We start from the raw sequence: 16,509 nt of genomic DNA, 5'->3' as shown, positions 1-16,509 counted from the left end.
TGTTCCCATGATGAAGAGAGAAGAGGAGAAGGATTCAAATTCTTTTGATAAGACACAGGATCTAAAGGTTACTGATCCCAAAGGGGATTTTCTCTATTCCATCTTGTTTCGAGACTCTTTCGAGGATCTGGCAAAAGAGATCAGGACCATCGGCTATAAAGATTCCCTGCACCCCACAAAAACAATAAAATCAATCAAATACAGTAAGATCCTGATTGTCACAGATTCCAACGTTGCTCCCTGTTTGCTGGGTGACTTGGAAAAGGCTTTGAAACCTCTGGAAATTTCCTTTGACCATATCATCCTTCCGGCAGGAGAAGAATATAAGAATTTGGATTCCATCCAAAAGATCTACGAGAAACTGATCGAAGGCCATTATGATCGTCACGCCCTGCTTCTTGCCCTGGGCGGCGGTGTCATCGGGGATATGACCGGTTTTGCAGCTTCGACCTATCTCCGCGGTGTAGATTTCATCCAGATTCCAACAACGCTCCTGAGCCAGGTGGATTCCTCTGTCGGAGGAAAAACCGGCGTAGACTTTATGTCTTATAAAAACATGATCGGCGCCTTCTATATGCCAAAGCTTGTTTATATGAATGACAAAGTCTATCAAACCCTTCCAAAGGAACAACTGATCTCCGGTCTCGGAGAGGTCGTAAAGTATGGTTTCATCTGTGACAGATCCTTTCTGGATCTTCTGAATCAGCTCCATGACCGGATCCTCTCCAGAGACAAAGAAGCCTTAAGATGCATTGTCCGGGCTTCCTGCAGCTATAAGAAACAGGTGGTAGAAGAGGATCCGAAAGAGGAGGGCCTGCGTGCCATTCTGAATTTCGGCCATACCATCGGCCATGCGATTGAAAAACAGATGGATTTCACTTTATTCCACGGAGACTGTGTCGGCCTGGGAATGGTTTCCAGCCTTTCTATCTCAAGAAAAAGAGGTCTGATCAGCCAGGCAGAAGAGAAGCAAGGCGTAGAACTCATCCGATCTTTCGGACTTCCTGTAAAACTATCAGACCGAATCGCTTCTTCTTCAAAATCAAAAGAGGATTGCAGGGCGAAAGCTTTACAGGTCTCCTGGCCAAGTCCGGAGGAAATTCTGGCTGCAACTCGTTCCGATAAAAAAAGAGATCATGGGAAAATCCGTTTCATTCTTCTTCATGGAATCGGCAATGCAATCATCGAAACGAATGTCAGCGATGATGAACTTCTTCAAGCGATCCGGCTTATTTTAAGATAGAAAAGAGAAACTATGTCAGAGAAAAGTTTAAAAACACTAATAAAAATGATCCTCTTTATTTTGATCTTTACAGTACTTACCATAGCCTTCGACCAATGGACCAAGGCCCTGGCCGTAACTTATCTGAAAGGAAAAGAGGATATCCTTCTCATTCCCGGGGTTCTCCAGCTTACCTATCTCGAGAATACCGGCGCTGCCTTTAGTTTTGCAGCAAATCACTCTGTCTTCCAGACCATCATGACAGTCCTTACACCCATTGTAATGGTACTGATTCTTTTCTTCGTCCTTCGATCTGTATTTCTGACGAATAAAGACCGCTATCGGATCCTTCGAATCGATCTGCTCTTTATTTTGGCAGGGGCTCTCGGCAATTATATCGACCGGATACAGAATCATTATGTGGTCGATTTTATTTATTTCTCCCTGATCAATTTTCCGGTCTTCAATGTTGCGGATATTTATGTCACTCTGAGTGTCATTGTCCTCTTTTGCCTATTCGTTTTCTATTATAAGGAAGAGGAGCTGTCGAATTTTTTCTCCTTCCGAAAGGCTGACTGAATGACCGAACAGGAATTTACTATCACAGATCAAACAAAAAACCTTAGAATCGACAAGGCCCTGACCATTCTTTTTCCGAATCGGTCCAGATCTTATTTTCAGAAACTGATTGCAGATGGAAATGTAAAGCTGAACGGGAATGTCGTAAAAGCAAAGGATTTGACTACAGTCGGTGATCAGGGCATGCTTTATGAGCCGGATCCTAAGCCTCTATTAGTAGAAGCGGAAAACATTCCTCTGGATATTATCTATGAAGACGATGATATTCTGATTGTAAATAAGCCCAAAAATATGGTCGTCCATCCGGCTCCGGGCCATCCCGATCATACCCTGGTCAATGCGGTCATGTACCACTGTAAGGACAGTCTATCCTCCATTAACGGTGTTCTCCGGCCCGGCATCGTTCATCGGATTGATCAGGATACCACAGGCTCCCTTATCATCTGTAAGAACGATAATGCCCATCAGAAAATTGCCGAACAGCTGGCCGTTCACTCCATTAACCGAAGATACCTCGGCATCGTACATGGGGTCTTAAAGAATGACAGCGGGACCATCAATGCACCGATCGGCAGGAATCCCAACGACCGGAAGAAGATGGCCATCAATGAAAGAAACGGCAAGCCTGCCGTTACCCACTATAAGGTTCTCAAGCGCTTCCATAACTATACCTACTGCGAATTCAAGCTGGATACAGGCCGTACTCATCAGATCCGCGTACATATGGCATCCATCGGCCATCCGCTTCTGGGAGATCCCCTTTACGGACCCAGGAAGTGCCCGATTCCCCACCTGGTCGGCCAGACCCTCCATGCCTGGAAAATCGGCTTTATTCATCCGACGACAAGGCAGTACGTGGAATTCGAGGCCCCGATTCCGGAATATTTTCAGAAACTTTTGAAGAGGACGGATCTATAAAGGACCTGCATAAAGGAATCAAAAATTTCAATCCAGTATGCATGATATATAAAATTTTATTCCAATAACTTGACTATCAAGAGTAATTAGAATTTCTTACCAATTGACATATAGGTAAACGTTCCTGTGCAGAGAATACGTCCGGTCTGATCGCTGATCTTTGTGTCCAGGACCGTTATACGTTTTCCATGTTTAATTACCTGGGCCGTACCATATAGTTCGCCATCGTCCTCAAGTCCTGCTCGCAGAAAATGAAAGGATGAATCCAGCGTTGTCGCCTGCATTCCGTAGGAACTGGCAGCAGCTCCGCAGACAACATCTGCAAGCGTAAAGAGACAGCCGCCGTGCACGGATCCGATCGGATTCTTTACTTCCTTTGTGATTGGCATCATCGCCTTCGCATAACCGCGCTGCATATCGATAATCTGGATTCCCAGCTGTCTTGCAAAGCGGTTGGCCTGATTTCGTGCACGGATCATCTGCTCATAATCCGGGCGGATTTCATCTTTATCTTTCCTGTCTTTATTCATTTTCTCGCACATATTTTATCAGCCTTCTAATTACTATATTCCAAAATGACAAAAGCGGACTATCAAATACCCTCTGAAATCCAGTTTCATTTCCAGCTCATTCAGCCATTCTGCTTGCGAATTTTATCATAATCTACCGCACCGGCTGCCTCCCGTTTGTGCTCATCCTCAATGGCCGCATAGTAATCAATGGTCGTATTGATATTCTCATGGCCCAATACGTCCGCTACAAGGCGAATATCGCCTGTTTCCCGATAGAGGGCAGTACCATAGGTACTCCTGAGCTTATGGGGCGTAATATGCTTGTTGGGGACAGCAATCCTCGCATATTTTTTAACCAGATTTTCAATGGCGTCCACGCTGATCCGTCGTCCCTGAAGCGAAAGGAAGAAAGCTTTCTCATGGCCTTCCCGTGGGGTGATCAGCTTTCGTTCGGTATCCAGATAGTCCTGCAGGGCATCATGGACCGCATCACCAAAATAGAGAACATCCTGTCCGCCGCCTTTTCGGACAATTACCAGAGTATTCGCCTTCAGATCAACGTCCGACAAATCCAGACCATTGCATTCCGAGACACGGATTCCTGTGTTTAACATCAGAGTTAAAATTGCAAGATCCCGATAGCGTGTTTTCTCGGCAAATTGTTTCTGACGCTTTGTCATGGAAGCACTTTCTGTAGAGATTGTTGTAAGAATGTCTCTTACTTCAGTAGCATTCATACGGACAATATTCTTGTCCTTCTTGATCCGGGGCAGATCAACCAGTTCGGTAGGATTGTTTTTAATATCCTTATTCCGAACCAGATATTTGTACATGCCGCGAAGAGGTGCCATACGCCGGGCAATAGCACGTTTTCCGCTTTCATGATAGTGAAGCTTATCGACATTGAGCTCCAGATATCTCTGGTATTCGACAATATCCTTGGGATCGATTCGATCAAGAATATCCACACGGATATCCTTGATCGGAGTGTTTCTTACCAGCGGATTATTGTCCTTTAAGAACTGGAAAAAAATCAAAAGATCATAGGAATACTGAACCAAAGTACTTGGCTGTGCGATGACTTCCTTGCTTTGAATATAATCCCTGGCGCATTGGGGAAGTCCCGATAAGAGTTCTCTTAAGCGGAGAGTCTGTTTTCTTTTCTTATCCTTATAGAATTCGGAATCTTTTCCCATAATATATACTTTCTATATTCGTTCTTCATTAACCATAATAACCATATCAAAAGCCTTGAGAATCCGCCTTGTCAGGGCCTTTTAACAGGATATACCATATCCTTGATCATCTCACTGCTTTTTCTCGGAAAAACAGATATTTTTCCGATAGATATATTTTAACACTATCACTCTTCTCCATCAATCCCAAAGCGCTTCATTTCATCAATGATTGCCTGACGAACATATTCTGCGATCTGGGGCGTCTTCATATCCTTATAATCCTTGTAATACAGAGGCGGCAGGAAACTGATCTTAGTAGTGACACGACCTACTGTGAGACTGTTCAAGGGCTTATAAGTATCAATCAGACATACCGGTACAATGGGAACCCGGGCCCGGACTGCAGCCTTAAAACTTCCTGCTTTGAACTGTTGAACGTGATTATGGTTCTTATGGTAGCCGCCTTCCGAAAAAATAATATATCTTTTCCCTTTTCGGACGTCCTCCGTCATTTCCTGGATGATCTGAAGACCCTGGCGGATATTCTTAAGTTCCATCCTTTTTGCACCCAGGAGATTTACCATTTCGCGGACAAAGAACTGATAGGACTTTGCCTTATCCATAACAAAAGTACAAGGCTTGTCATGTGCAAAAATGATACCTGTCGCATCATATTTGCCCTGATGATTGGGATACATGATATATCCGCCTTCCTTTGGCAGATTTTCCTTCCCATAGACTTCTGTCTCGATCTTACCGGCCTGATTCATACAAAGGATCTCATGCTGGGCAAAACGATAGCGGTCCAATTCCGTATAACGTTCTGGATGCTTTGCCATATAACGCATTTTCAGAACCATATAAGGAATTCGATACATATTCCAGAAAATAATTACAATTAAACGAAACATAAGTTGATCTGAAAACTCCCATATAAAATATCTTTAAATAAAATATCTATCTGTAATCTGTAAAATGAAAAGGACTTGTTGGCAGCAATATAAACTACCCTTTACCACTATTTATGATTATAACAAATGGGAAGTCTTACAGGAAATGTTTTCAAAAAATCCGCCCGAATCAAGATTCAGGCGGATATATATTTTTTCTTACTCCTAAGATAAAGCTCTGGAATTTTTTCTAATTTTTTCTAATTTTTTTCGACGCGTGATCGATCAATCACTTCAGTTCATTGGAATAATATGGTACAAGAAGATATCCTCCTGCATGAATCTCATCTCCGGTCAAGTGATTCAAAGTGCGAACTTCATGGATATATTCCTCCCGATCTCTGTAATGATCATCCATATAACGTCCGGCAATGGACCAAAGGCTGTCTCCGGATTCTATTTCAATCGAAGTATAGTATTTATAATCCGGAGTTGACTCTTCTGCTTTTGCCATACGAAATCTTCCTGCAAACAGGATGCCGGTAATGAATACAGCAGAAAATATGGCCAGAAGTATCATCAGTTTCTTTTCGACCTGCTTTGTCTTCTCTCTATTCCTATCATTCATGACAGAACCTCCCATAAATGAACCTCCCATAAATGTTTCAAGCGAATCTTCCAAACAAATGTTTCGAACTTCTGTTCGATATGATAGTAGCATCAGAACAAATGTTTGTCAATAAGATTCGAACATATTTTCGATCTCTACTTTCTTCAGACCTTTCTCAAACAAGATCTGTTATACTTATCAGAAAGTGAGGAAAATGCCTTTCCTTTTTTTCGGAGGTAAGCTATGGAAGAAGAAAAAGAATTATTCCGCATTGGAGAGATCTCAAAACTTTTCCAAATAGGGGTTGATTCCATCCGTTATTATGAAAAAGTGGGCCTTCTGCATCCGGTCAGAAGCCGTGAGAGTAATTACAGGCTCTATACCCTTGATGATATCCGTACCATGAATACCATCCGTGAACTGCTTGAAATCGGTTTTTCAACGGAGGAAATTCTGGACTTTGAAACGGATCGAAATATCAGTCATGTCCTATCTATGCTGGAAAAGGAAAAGGATGTGATCGATGAAAAGATCCTTCATCTTAAAAATATCCGGACCAATATCAATTCAAGGCTTCGCTCGATCAATGAATCTCTCAAGATCGATACTTCAGGAGAGATCCGCCTTCTGGATCTTCCAGATAGAAAGTGTCTCATGATCACGGATGAAAATATGCCGGATAATGAGATCAATTACAGGCTTGCAGAATTCACCAGCAGCTCCAGCCAGAAAGTCACAACGATCGGAGCCTGTGACTGCTACATCCTCGACACCTCAGAATACAGTGAAGAGGCCGATCATACTCAGGGCCTGAACCAGGAGGGACAAGGAGACAGAGACTCGATTTCCATAGATCCTGACCATCAAAAAACAGACGACTTTCCCACGAAAGCCGTCTTCTTCTACTCGGATTATTTAGATTATAAGAGTAATTTTCTTCTTTCCAAGGGTCAGTATTTATCTCTTTCCTATCGCGGCAGTTTCCGGCAAACCAAAAAATATTATCCAAAGATGCTGGAATACTGTCGCAATCATGCTCTGACCCCCGCCGGAGATCTGATAGAATTCTGTCATATTGATCGCTATGAGACGTCAGATGTTTCCGAATATCTCACAGAACTTGAGCTTCCTGTGAAATGCAATCAAACTTCATAGAACCTCTCATATCGAAGAGGTTTGATATCACAGATCGGTTCCTCTCCTACTACGGTCTGCGCAATGATATAAGCCACAGCGGGAGCAGTTCCAAATCCATGTCCGTTGAAACCGCAGGCAAGCACCAGTCCATCTGCCTCTTTCGGACGGCCGAGGACACAGACTCCGTCTTTTGTCATATCAAGGATACCGGACCAGCTGCGGACGATCTTCGCCTTTGCCAGAGCCGGGATCCAACCCTCAATGGCTCTGCAGCTTGCGCCTAAAGTCGCAGGATGCTGCATACTCATATCGTTCGGATCTTTGACATCCATAAATTCTTCCAGACCTGACTCCGAACCGAAAACAAAGGATCCATGTTTGGTCTGATGACCATAGAAATCTGCAGCTGCTGTTCCAAGCATCTGCGGAAACATTTCCGGTTCCATTTCTGTAACCAAAGCACAGTCAACCAAAGCAGTCATCGGAATATCCAGACCGATCGATTGAATGATCCTTCTGGAATCATAACCTGCTGCTGTCACAATATCACCGGCTTCTAAGACCGTCCCATCCTTTAAGATGACCTTTCTTACCCTGCCTCTGACCCTTTCCAAGGCTTCCACCTTAGCACCGGTAAGAAAATGAACCCCAAGTTCAATGTCCTTCAGATAATAAGCCAGGGTTGCAACCAATGGATTTGCATGACCGTCCGTCGGACAGAAACTGGCTCCCATGACATCCTCAGACATATAGGGGCTGATCTCTCTTACCTCATCTCCCGAGATCATGTCCAGTTTCAGACCACCAGCCGCACAACTGTCAGCCAAAGCCTGAAGTTTCTTCATATGAGCTTCTGTTTTTCCAAGACGGAGATTTCCCTTCTGGGTATATTCAACATCTCTTCCAAGTTCTTCGGAAAGAGTCGGCCAGAATTTTTGCACTGCCGTCATCGCAATTGGAAGCTCTCTCGGATCCCGGCCGGACTGACGAACACCGCCGCCATTTCGGCTGGATCCTCCGTGTCCGATCGAATCGCTGCCCTCAAGAACGATGATGTCTTTCACTCCAAGTTTGGTCAGATAATAAGCCGTGGCGCAGCCTACGATACCGCCACCTATAATGATCACGTCAGCTGACTTTTTCATTGCAAGCCTCCTTTCACAGCATCTTCCTTAAGCCCCCGGTCATTACCGCCGACACCCATATCGACAGGCCGCATTGGAGTACGAGCTGTTGCAAGTACCACATCATTGGGCTTCATATGGAGTTCCTTCGCCACCAGTCTTCTTGTCAGACTACCGCAAGTCTGTCCCTGACAGAGTCCCATACCGCAGCGAAGAAGCCTTCTCAATTCCTCGATCGTCGTGATCCCGCTATGGAGGGCCTGACGGATCTCTCCCTTTGTCACTTCCTCACAACGGCAGACCAGAAGATCGTCATCCTCTTCCGGTACGTAGGGTCCGATCTCTCTTAATTTTTCTTCAATGTCAAGCATATTTCTCCCTCCTGTCACTTTTGGCTGTAAAATCTGGCACGATCGATATACTCCATCGCTACCTTCATCGTAACCAGGTTGGTTCCGTCAAAGGCTTTGGCCGACCGGACATTGGTAATTTCCGCAGGGCAGATCTTCTCTCCGCTTCTGGAAAGTCCAAAACCCCGGTCTCCTTTTTTCGGAAGAGGTAAAAACTCATAAGGGATGGTCACTTCACCAAAGCCCGGTTCCGTATTTTCAGCAACCAGGAAGATGGCCTGTCCGCTGCAGCTTGCTACACACATACCACAATTGATGCAGGAGCTGTTGTCAACGGAGATCGGCAGGGATGTGATATTATCTCCAATGGAAATACAACCCTTCTTACAAGCATCCTGACATGGATTACATGGAATGTTCTGCGTACATTCAATGACCGGATGCACCTTGACTTCTCTCCGGAATCCGGGGAATCTCTCGATTTCATCATCGGAAATATAGCCCTTGGTTAAGAGACTTTCTGAAACCGGAATGCCTTCTTCCGTTTTTTCGATCTTCTTACCTCGATTCTGTGGAGCAAACATTCCCTGTCTTAAAGAATCCAGGGACTTTTCCAGCTCTGCTTCCCTCTTCTCTCTTTGATCCGAATCTATATAGCCCAGGAATTCTGCAATAGCAGCTCCGCTCATTCGGCCTTCGATCATAGCTGAGGATGCTTCCTCAATACCGGCTACATCACCGGCTGCATAGATCCCCGGGATCGAAGTAGCTCCGGTCTCATCGCACTTGGGAACAAAGCCGCCGGAAGAATGATCCATCTCGATTCCATCCATCTTTAACAGCTGTGCCATTGGAGACAGACCAACTGCAACGCAGACCGTATCGACATCAAAGTGTTTTTCTGTACCTGGTATGAATTGAAAATGGCTGTCCACTTCTGCAATGGTGACACCGGTCACACAGTCTTTTCCTTCCACCTCTTTGATGGTATGGGACAGGTAGAAGGGAACTCCGGTACGGGCGACTTTTGCTGCATGAACACCATATCCGCCGATCCTTGGAGCTGCATCTGCCAAAGCTACAACCTCACATCCTGCCTGCAAGAGCTGAAAAGAAACGACAAGCCCTACATTTCCTGTACCCAGCATAAGGATCCGATTACCGGGCTTGATATGATGCAGATTCATCATGGTCTGAGCGGCTCCGGCTCCAATGACCCCCGGAAGAGTCCAACCGCGAAAATTGACCATATTCTCGGCTGCTCCGGTAGCAACCAGAATCGCATCGCCCTTATAGTGGCGGACCTCATTCCCTTCTTGTACCAGCACTTCCTTTTCCGGATAGAGGCCTATGACCGTTGCATTCAAAACAACCTCAACGCCGGCCTCTTCGGCCTCTTTTAAGAGATCCTGACCGATCCGGAATCCCCGGATCTTTGCCTTATGCTCCTTCGATCCGAAAAACTTATGGATCTGCTTAAAAAGTTGTCCGCCGGGGGCTGCATTTTCATCAAATACGGTTACCTGCACACCGGCCTTACTCGCTTCTATCGCTGCTGACAGTCCTGCAGGGCCGGCACCGACTACGATCAATTCTTTCTTTATCACTTCCATCGCGAACTCTCCTTAATCTCTCACTTCCAGAGGTTTTACGCCATCCTGTGTCTGTACTTTCATGCCTTCTCTCAGCGGTGTGATACAGGTCCTGACATTAGGCTGTCCGTCCACAACCATAACGCAGTCTGTACATCTGCCGATGGCACAGAAAACACCCCGCGGCTCGTGCCTTTTTTTGGTATAACGATGGATCATAATACCGTTCACTCTTAAAGCTGCAGCAATCGGTTCTCCTTCATAACCCTGAAGGGTCTTCCCGTCATAAGTAAAGCTTACTAATTTTCCCTCCGGGGTCTCCCCCAGGATGGGATGATTCTTAATTCTATCCATAAACCTGCCTCGATTCTCTACCGTTTTCTTCTTGTTCTCTATTTCATAAACTGCTTACAGTGACAACAGTGCTTTTTACACTGTAAGCATAAAGTCACTTCCAAATACCACGATATTTCCGAATTCCATAATAGAGAGGATTCTCCATCGCCAGAACTTTTTCCATCGGAACCGCCTTAAACAGCGGAATATGCATACGAAAACGAATCCAGAAGATTGAATAAACGAACAAGATACCCGTGATAATTGCCGTGACCAGAAGGATCTGATTCCGCTCCACCGGATCGGTTGAAATATTCACTATCATAAAGATGATGCTTGCGATACTGATACAGGGAAGAAGGGGGCCGAATGGCACCTTGAAATTTCTCGGCGCTTTTGGCAGCCTGTGCCTGAAAACCAGAACATCAATATTTGCTACTGCATAAGAAGCCATCCAGAAAACGGATCCCACCTGGATCAAAAAGCTGATCTGAGAGGAATTCTGCCCCAGAAGAGCACAGATCATGATACCGATCGTAATGAGCCAGCAGCCGATAAAAGGGACCTGTTTCTTATTGGTTTTCCCAAAAAACTGGGGCATCAGATTGGAATGACTCATACCTGCGAAGATGGAGGACAGGCCTTGCACCGTGGAGTTTTGAGTACTGACAACCGCAAGTCCCGACACCAGGCACATCCAGATCTTGCCCGGCTTTCCGAAAAGGCTCTCCCCATAGAGCATATGTGGTGCAGCGGAATTCATAAGATCTTTCCAGGTCGTATAATTATGAAAACCGAAGATCATAATGATCTGTACGATACAGATCAGTCCCAGTCCGAGAAACATTCCCAGAGGAACATTCCTTTTTGCATTCTTTACATCCTTCGAAATCGGGATGGCATATTCTGCTCCGATAAAGAGCCAGAAAGCGATCGCCGTAAGCGAAATGATACTGAGCGGTGTCTGCTGACCTACTACCATTGGCTGATGGATTACTTTTCCGCTTCCAAGTTTCAAGCTTCCTATGATCCCCATGACCAGCATGGATCCAAGCATCAGATAACTGACCAGATCCTGAATTTTTGCAAACATATCGACCCCATGAAGATTCGCGATCAAAATGATGACCGATGCAATGGCAACCCAGAAATAATCAGGAATTGGAAGATGCAAGACCGCTCCCATTGCATAAGCAAAAATCGATGCTTCAACACCACAAGATAAGATATTTGATACCATATATCCGCCGACCATTAAGACAATGGTAGGAATGGGGCCGATGCCTGCCAGGGTATATTGAGCCAGGCCACCGGTCACATTAGGCATCAAAGAATTCAATTCTGCCAGAGAAGCCATCGTAAGCATATTGAAGCAGCAGGCAATGATCATAGCAGGGATAAATAAGACCCCAGCCTGTCCGGCACCCTGGCCCAGCTGAACCAGGGTGCTCGTTGCAATTACAAGGCCCACGGAAACAGATATGACATTTCTTAGTCCCAGTTTCTTTTCATCCATAATCTTTTTCCTTTTTCTAAAAAGACTTTACAAAGCGTCTTTTCCCTCATCTCCGGTCCGGATCCGGATCGCGTTATCCAGACTGTATACAAAGATTTTTCCATCTCCGATATGTCCGGTATAGAGGGCCTTCAGGAGTTCATCTGTGATTTCTTTGACTCGCTTTGTATCTACAACGACGGCGACCTGAATCTTCGGCAAAAGCTCCATTTCCTCATGTTCTTCGACTTCATATTCTTTTGTTCCCTTTTCTACGCCACAGCCCAAGACCTGCGTAATGGTCATGCCGCCGACCTTCAATTCCGAAAGCCTTTTCTTGATGGGATTAAATTTGGACATATCACAAATCACTTCGATCTTACTGAGTTCTGCCATAGCCTTTTCCTCCAGCCTTACTGACAAAATGAATCTTCCTTGGAAAAATGAATTAAGCCATCTCAGGTACATCCCAGAGATTCAATTTCACGCCAATTCCTTCCTTCAAAGCTCTCCGATACACAGAGCAGCCCCAGGCGACATCCTCTACCGGCATTCCGCCGACAGAATATACAATGACCTCATCATCCGACTGTCTGCCGGGAGCCTTGCCTTCGATAATATCTGTGATCTCTGTGATGTCAGAAAGCTTGTTTTTACCCTCATGAACGAGGTCTGTAAACTTGCATCCGATGATCCCCATCTTCGGATAGGTCGGATAGGGATATTCATTTGCCCAGGCTTCATAGAGCTTGTAATTGTCTACAACAAAACGGCAGCCGGACAGATAATCGTCATCGAATCTGGCCGCTGATGGCATGGAAATAAAGGCTCCGGGCTTGATCCAGTCTCCGCTGATATAGGGATAAGTCTCTACGACCTTCGGATCGTCATCCGTCTTGGCAGTCGTTGTAAAGGCGATCACATCCGCTCCCCGGATAGCTTCTTCCTCTGTATCACAGACTTTGATCTCATCAAATTGAGGAAATTCCTTCTGAACGAAAGCGACAAAAGAATCGATGGACTTTTTGCCCCGTCCTTTGATTTGAACCCGATGAAGCTTGGGGCAGGTGGCTGCAAAAGCTGCCAGACTGGTCTTTCCCATAACACCGGGGCCGATGATTGCTGCTGTTTCGGAATCCTTTCTGGCCAAATACTTGGCTCCGACACCGGGAATGCCACCGGTCCTGTATGCGGAAAGAAGATTGGCTGACATAAATGCTAAGGGTGCGCCGGTGTCCTTATCATTCAAAACCATCATCAGGATAGATCTCGGAAGTCCTTTCTCCTTATTTTCCACATTCGAGCCGTACCACTTGACACCGGCCATCTGGTATTTTCCGCCCAGGTATGCCGGCATTGCCATAAAACGGCGGTCCTGGGTATTTTTCGGCATGCCCGGAAACTTCGGATCATCCGGGAAAGTGACCATGCAGCCATGCGAGTTATGATTCTCACCGCCCATCATATAATCGCCGGCTTTTAATAACTTCAGCATGTCTTCCATTGACTCGATGCAGGCCGGCATATCCTTTACTCCGGCCTTGATCATATCCGGTTCACTCAGATATAAAAAATCGATCCTGGTATCCATTCGGTCCTCCTTTTCTCCTATGCTTATTAGGAAATGAGCCTTTCTGACTGATCCCTTGTTACAATATTTTCTGAAACAAAAAGAAGGCGCCATCCCAACCTGGAATGGCGCCTTTGCCTTGATGTTCTTTCCTATACTCTGAACCCTGGCATTATACCAGAGTCAACCTATATCTTTCATTTTCTTTTTTTCTGATATTTATTTTAGCGAACATATTTTCAGAATATATGTTTGTCTTCTTTCAGACACTATGGTAAACTGAAATAAATATAGAAAAATGGAGGCCAATCATGGCATACGGAAAAATTACGGAAAAGCAGCAGGAGATCTTAGACTTCTTAAAAAATGAGATCCTCAGCAAGGGATATCCGCCCTCTGTGCGGGAGATCTGTGAAGCCGTACATCTGAAATCCACCTCTTCTGTCTTTTCCCATCTGGAAAAATTGGAAAAAAACGGCTATATCCGTCGCGATCCGACAAAACCACGTGCCATCGAGATCATCGATGACAATTTTAATCTGACGAGACGGGAAGTCGTCAATGTTCCTTTGGTTGGACAGGTGGCCGCAGGCCAGCCCATCCTGGCAACGCAAAATATCGAGAACTACTTCCCGATCCCGACAGAGTTTATGCCAAATCAGCAGTCCTTTTTGCTTCGTGTCCGAGGAGAGTCCATGATCAATGTCGGCATCTTTGACGGAGATCTGATTCTCGTAAAAAAGCAGCCCACTTGTGAAAATGGAGATATTGTAGTTGCTCTGGTGGAGGATTCTGCGACAGTCAAGCGTTTCTATCGCGAGAAGGACCATATCCGTTTACAACCGGAAAATGACAACATGGATCCCATTATCGTAGCGGACTGCCAGATCATAGGCAAAGTCTTCGGTGTCTTTCGATTCTTTTAAAAGAGCTCTCTTTTAAAAGAACTCTCTTTTAAAAAGTCACTTCTTTTCCATCTCTCCAGATCCGGTCCAAATCGTAGAAGAGACGGTCTTCTTTTGAGAAAATATGGACAATAATATTGCCATAATCCATAAGGATCCAGGAGGAAGCCCGATTCCCTTCTACCGATTTCTGATGATGGCCGTTTTGATACATCACTTCATCGACAGCATCTTCCATGGCTTGAAGCTGATTGGCATTGCTGCCGCTTGCAATGACAAAGTAATCTCCGATCGTTGTGATCTCACGGATATCCAGAATGCGGATATCTTCTGCCTTCTTATCTTCGAGGGCAGCACGGATCATCTTTAAAAGGTCCAGGTCTTCTTTTATTATTTCACTCATACTCTTCTCCTATTCTTCCACAGCATCATTGGATCTTGCTGTAGAACTGTAGAACTCATAAGTTGCTTCGGTTGTCTGGTCGATATTCTGGCCCCGCTCTTTGAGATAATCCAAGGTATCTTTCAGGATCTTAGCACAAGTCTGATCCAGATCTTCGAAAGCCATGCGGCGAATCTCGGTCAGATTCTTCGCCTTATCTCTTCCCGGCTCAATATAATCAGAAATAAAGACGATCTTATCCAAAAGACTCATATTGGGCATACCGGTCGTATGAACCAGAATGGCATGCAGGATCTCCGGGTCCGTCACCCCATAACGCTCCTTGGCATAGAGAGCGCCCACCTTGGCATGGAGAAGCTGGGGCGATTTTCTCTCCGCTTCCGTCACCGGAATATCATGCTCCATACAAATTTTCAAAAGATTCCCCGCCGACTCGTACTTGGCGCAATCATGGAGAAGGCCCGCAAGAAGTGCTTTCTCCATAGGATATTGATAGTGCATAGAAAGAGCCGCAGCCGTATACATGACCCCCATCGTATGCTGATAACGGGAAGGCTTCAGCCTCTTTTTTAAGTCATTTTCTATTTCCGTAATAGTCATTTTCTTCACTTCATATAAATAATTGATGATCCAGGATATAGGTCAGTTCTTCCGGTGAAAGATAAACCGAAGCGGCATAGGCTTTTAAGGCCATAGGATCCTGAAGCAGGCCTTTTCTCTCATCCCCTGTAAGTGAATGTAAGCGCGAACGGATCTCGGAAGATGAGGCTCCCAGAGGCTCCATAGGAAGGAGAAGAAAGTCCTGATCATATTTCTTTGCCATAGCTCTGCATTTTTCTTCCAAAGGAAGCAAATTAAAATCCGGATCTTCATTTTCGGATTGATCGGTCTGTTTTCCATCCGTCAGGGGCCGGCCGACCACAGCGATTTTCGCATGCCTTGTGATGATTTCCGGATGCCGCCAGTGGTCAAAATAATTCAATGAATCCTCTCCCATGATGAAATAGAATTGAACATCAGGATGGGAAAGATCCAGTTCCGTCATCGTCTGATAGGAATAGGAAAATGCAGACCGTCGACATTCCAGGTCCTTTAATACCAGGCCCGGTTCGCGAAAGATCAGAAGGCGGATCAATTGCAGCCGATCCTCAATCGAAATCTCATCCGAGACCTTCTTATAGGGAGGCTTCCCATTTGGAAGGATCCAGACCTGATCCAGAGAAAGCCCTGATCTTGCAGCTTTTGCCATCCTAAGATGTCCCTGATGCATGGGCAGAAAACTACCGCCCAGAATGCCGATTTTTCTCATGGATTCCTTTCTTTTGCCTTTCCCCTATAAGCTTTCTTCGTCTCTGGCCTTCCCTATGACCGCCTTAGGACCTTCCTTATTCCGGAAGTACGATCTTCGGTTTCTTTGCCTTCTTGTAAAGAACGATCTTTCGGCCAATGACACGAACGATCTGGGATCTCGTCCGTTCTGCCAGCATTTCGCCCAGATCTTTCGGATCGTCCGCACAGTTCTTCAGGACGGAGACTTTCACCAGTTCTCTGGCCTCCAGGGCTTCCGAAACAGCGGCAACCACTTCCGGAGTCAGGCTGCTTTTGCCAATCTGGAAGATTGCCTGTTCCTTAGCGGCAAGACCGGATAAATACGATCTCTGTTTATTATTCATAGGTTCTCCATTCTT

General features: G+C 45.4%; 20 protein-coding genes. 5 read left to right on the top strand and 15 right to left on the bottom strand.

The features are described 5' to 3' along the window. Positions 1–7 precede the first annotated feature (7 nt). Genes aroB through ACKX2L_RS02500 form a run of 3 tightly spaced genes read left to right on the top strand, consistent with a single transcriptional unit; the run spans position 8 to position 2,719 of the window. Positions 8–1,243, top strand: a complete 1,236-nt coding sequence (gene aroB / locus ACKX2L_RS02510) for a 3-dehydroquinate synthase (RefSeq protein WP_497550074.1) — start codon at positions 8–10, stop codon at positions 1,241–1,243. Positions 1,244–1,255: 12 nt separating this feature from the next. Beyond that, positions 1,256–1,801 (top strand): signal peptidase II, encoded by a 546-nt coding sequence (lspA, locus tag ACKX2L_RS02505; protein ID WP_497550075.1) that lies wholly within the window; start codon positions 1,256–1,258, stop codon positions 1,799–1,801. Continuing rightward, complete coding sequence (locus tag ACKX2L_RS02500; RefSeq protein WP_497550076.1) at positions 1,802–2,719, top strand: RluA family pseudouridine synthase; 918 nt, start codon at positions 1,802–1,804, stop codon at positions 2,717–2,719. 86 nt (positions 2,720–2,805) lie between these two features. Here the strand turns inward: ACKX2L_RS02500 and ACKX2L_RS02495 are convergent, their stop codons facing one another. The 4 genes from ACKX2L_RS02495 to yneA all read right to left on the bottom strand — a co-directional run bounded on the left by ACKX2L_RS02495 (position 2,806) and on the right by yneA (position 5,927). Next, positions 2,806–3,261 (bottom strand): PaaI family thioesterase, encoded by a 456-nt coding sequence (locus tag ACKX2L_RS02495; RefSeq protein WP_497550077.1) that lies wholly within the window; start codon positions 3,259–3,261, stop codon positions 2,806–2,808. Between the two features lie 89 nt (positions 3,262–3,350). After that, positions 3,351–4,427: a tyrosine-type recombinase/integrase gene (locus tag ACKX2L_RS02490; RefSeq protein WP_497550078.1), complete on the bottom strand. Its 1,077-nt coding sequence runs from the start codon at positions 4,425–4,427 to the stop codon at positions 3,351–3,353. Between the two features lie 167 nt (positions 4,428–4,594). After that, entirely contained in the window at positions 4,595–5,320 is a 726-nt protein-coding gene (locus ACKX2L_RS02485; RefSeq protein ID WP_497550079.1) for a lysophospholipid acyltransferase family protein, read from the bottom strand. A 268-nt stretch (positions 5,321–5,588) separates the two neighbouring features. After that, the gene (yneA, locus tag ACKX2L_RS02480) at positions 5,589–5,927 is read right to left on the bottom strand and encodes a cell division suppressor protein YneA (RefSeq protein ID WP_497550080.1); all 339 of its coding nucleotides are present in this window, start codon (positions 5,925–5,927) and stop codon (positions 5,589–5,591) included. A 225-nt stretch (positions 5,928–6,152) separates the two neighbouring features. Between yneA and ACKX2L_RS02475 the strand changes: the two genes are divergently transcribed. Further along, positions 6,153–7,064, top strand: a complete 912-nt coding sequence (locus ACKX2L_RS02475) for a MerR family transcriptional regulator (RefSeq protein ID WP_497550081.1) — start codon at positions 6,153–6,155, stop codon at positions 7,062–7,064. Here ACKX2L_RS02475 and ACKX2L_RS02470 read toward each other — a convergent pair. The 7 genes from ACKX2L_RS02470 to ACKX2L_RS02440 form a co-directional block, all read right to left on the bottom strand. Continuing rightward, positions 7,052–8,191, bottom strand: a complete 1,140-nt coding sequence (locus ACKX2L_RS02470) for an NAD(P)/FAD-dependent oxidoreductase (RefSeq protein WP_497550082.1) — start codon at positions 8,189–8,191, stop codon at positions 7,052–7,054. The genes ACKX2L_RS02475 and ACKX2L_RS02470 overlap by 13 nt on opposite strands. Then, positions 8,188–8,541, bottom strand: coding sequence for a (2Fe-2S)-binding protein (locus ACKX2L_RS02465; protein ID WP_497550083.1), 354 nt, complete (start codon positions 8,539–8,541; stop codon positions 8,188–8,190). The genes ACKX2L_RS02470 and ACKX2L_RS02465 overlap by 4 nt, the downstream gene beginning before the upstream one ends. Before the next feature lie 14 nt (positions 8,542–8,555). Further along, the gene (locus tag ACKX2L_RS02460; protein ID WP_497550084.1) at positions 8,556–10,133 is read right to left on the bottom strand and encodes an FAD-dependent oxidoreductase; all 1,578 of its coding nucleotides are present in this window, start codon (positions 10,131–10,133) and stop codon (positions 8,556–8,558) included. A gap of 12 nt (positions 10,134–10,145) precedes the next feature. Beyond that, on the bottom strand, positions 10,146–10,466 hold the full coding sequence (locus tag ACKX2L_RS02455; RefSeq protein WP_497550085.1) for a (2Fe-2S)-binding protein: 321 nt from the start codon (positions 10,464–10,466) through the stop codon (positions 10,146–10,148). A 94-nt stretch (positions 10,467–10,560) separates the two neighbouring features. Next, positions 10,561–11,964 carry an APC family permease gene (locus ACKX2L_RS02450; protein ID WP_497550086.1) on the bottom strand — a complete coding sequence of 468 codons (1,404 nt, stop codon included), beginning with the start codon at positions 11,962–11,964 and terminating at the stop codon, positions 10,561–10,563. A gap of 27 nt (positions 11,965–11,991) precedes the next feature. Next, entirely contained in the window at positions 11,992–12,339 is a 348-nt protein-coding gene (locus ACKX2L_RS02445) for a P-II family nitrogen regulator (protein WP_497550087.1), read from the bottom strand. 52 nt (positions 12,340–12,391) lie between these two features. Then, positions 12,392–13,534: an ornithine cyclodeaminase family protein gene (locus tag ACKX2L_RS02440; RefSeq protein ID WP_497550088.1), complete on the bottom strand. Its 1,143-nt coding sequence runs from the start codon at positions 13,532–13,534 to the stop codon at positions 12,392–12,394. Positions 13,535–13,824: 290 nt separating this feature from the next. Here ACKX2L_RS02440 and lexA point away from each other — a divergent pair, with 290 nt between their 5' ends. Continuing rightward, positions 13,825–14,439 carry a transcriptional repressor LexA gene (gene lexA, locus ACKX2L_RS02435; protein ID WP_497550569.1) on the top strand — a complete coding sequence of 205 codons (615 nt, stop codon included), beginning with the start codon at positions 13,825–13,827 and terminating at the stop codon, positions 14,437–14,439. Positions 14,440–14,467: 28 nt separating this feature from the next. On the opposite strand, the gene rsfS is transcribed toward lexA, so the two are convergent. From rsfS to yhbY, 4 genes are all read right to left on the bottom strand, one after another. Further along, complete coding sequence (rsfS, locus tag ACKX2L_RS02430) at positions 14,468–14,821, bottom strand: ribosome silencing factor (protein ID WP_497550570.1); 354 nt, start codon at positions 14,819–14,821, stop codon at positions 14,468–14,470. Positions 14,822–14,830: 9 nt separating this feature from the next. Continuing rightward, complete coding sequence (yqeK, locus tag ACKX2L_RS02425) at positions 14,831–15,421, bottom strand: bis(5'-nucleosyl)-tetraphosphatase (symmetrical) YqeK (protein WP_497550571.1); 591 nt, start codon at positions 15,419–15,421, stop codon at positions 14,831–14,833. Between the two features lie 10 nt (positions 15,422–15,431). Next, the gene (gene nadD / locus ACKX2L_RS02420) at positions 15,432–16,130 is read right to left on the bottom strand and encodes a nicotinate (nicotinamide) nucleotide adenylyltransferase (RefSeq protein ID WP_497550572.1); all 699 of its coding nucleotides are present in this window, start codon (positions 16,128–16,130) and stop codon (positions 15,432–15,434) included. Positions 16,131–16,206: 76 nt separating this feature from the next. Continuing rightward, entirely contained in the window at positions 16,207–16,494 is a 288-nt protein-coding gene (yhbY, locus tag ACKX2L_RS02415) for a ribosome assembly RNA-binding protein YhbY (RefSeq protein WP_497550573.1), read from the bottom strand. Positions 16,495–16,509: the final 15 nt, after the last annotated feature.

Origin of the sequence: Porcibacter vitabionis (genome assembly GCF_046263795.1) — a bacterium.
Lineage (GTDB): Bacteria > Bacillota > Clostridia > Lachnospirales > Lachnospiraceae > Lachnocurva.
This window is presented reverse-complemented; position numbering and strand designations above follow the sequence as displayed.